A 1,258-nucleotide genomic window follows, 5' to 3' on the forward strand; every position below is an offset into this window, starting at 1 on the left:
TGACCTGCTTCGTGGCTGACCGTGGTGTCATGGACGAGATCTGTCGACCTCATTCCGCCGGTGATCGCCGCCGCAAACGACCTGGAGAGGCCGGGGCGGGTGTGACCTAATAAGGGCCGTGTTCGGGCGTGAGCCCGTGACTCCTCACTGTCGTGTCCACCCGCCCCGGCGAGGTCATCCAACACCGCAGTGAAGGAGACATCGCCAGAATGACCGAGACCGCAGTGGATATGCAAGTGGTCGTACTCGGAGTCGACACCCACCAACAAACCCATCACGCAGCGATCATCGACACCCTCGGCCAGCCGTTGGCCGATCAGGAATTCTCGGCCACCGCCGCCGGCTACCGGCAGCTGCTGGAGTGGGCCCGCACCCACGGCCGCCTCGAGCAGGCCGGGGTCGAATCCAGTGCCTCCTACGGTGCCGGACTAGCCCGGGAATTGACCGCGAACGGTGTCGAGGTGATCGAGATCAACGCCCCGGATGTGCGGGCGCGGCGAGCCCACGGCAAGTCCGATCAACTCGATGCCTACGCCGCGGCGATGGCGGTGCTCACCGGTCGGGCCAGCGGCCACGCCAAAGACACCTCAGGTGTCACCGAATCGATCCGAATGCTGTATGTGGCAAGGAGAATGGCGGTCGATCACCGCACCCAACTCGGTGACCAGCTACGTGATCTGTGCACCACCGCACCCGATGAATTCGCTGACCAACTCAAAACCCGCACCACCACCCCGCAGCGACTCGCACTGGTCGAATCGTGGACGGCCCCGGCGTCGTTGACCGACCCGCGTGCAGCGTTCGTGTTCGCGGCGAAGTCCATTGCCGGGCGGTATCGGCAGACCCACCGGGAGGTCACCACGCTGACCCGCGAGTTGAAGACGTTGTTGAAGGCGTTGGTGCCGACGGTGCTGGCGCTCCCTCAGGTCGGTCCGATCACTGCCGCGCGGTTGCTGATCACGATCGGGCAGAACGCCCAGCGGATGCGTACCGAAGCGACGTTCGCCAAACTCGTCGGCGTCGCGCCGTTGCCGGCCTCCTCGGGTAAGACCGTGCGTCACCGCCTCAACCGTGGCGGTGACCGTGGCGCCAACAGCGCGTTGCACATGATCGTCGTCGGACGGATCAAATCCCACGCCCCCACCCGCGCCTATCTCGCCCGTCGCGAGAACGAGAAAACGAAGAAAGAAATCATCCGATGCCTCAAACGCTACGTCGCCCGCGAACTCTACAAAGCCTTCACCACCGACCTCGGAGC

The 1,258-nt window shown here is 64.7% G+C and carries 1 protein-coding gene; it reads left to right on the plus strand.

Annotated features, from left to right (window positions below; translation table 11 throughout):
* Positions 1-209: 209 nt before the first annotated feature.
* The coding region (locus tag KB201_RS24620; protein WP_211540892.1) for an IS110 family transposase at positions 210-1,258 on the plus strand (1,049 nt) is incomplete at its 3' end.

Origin of the sequence: Gordonia sp. SCSIO 19800 (genome assembly GCF_018132775.1) — a bacterium.
Taxonomy (GTDB): domain Bacteria; phylum Actinomycetota; class Actinomycetes; order Mycobacteriales; family Mycobacteriaceae; genus Gordonia; species Gordonia hongkongensis.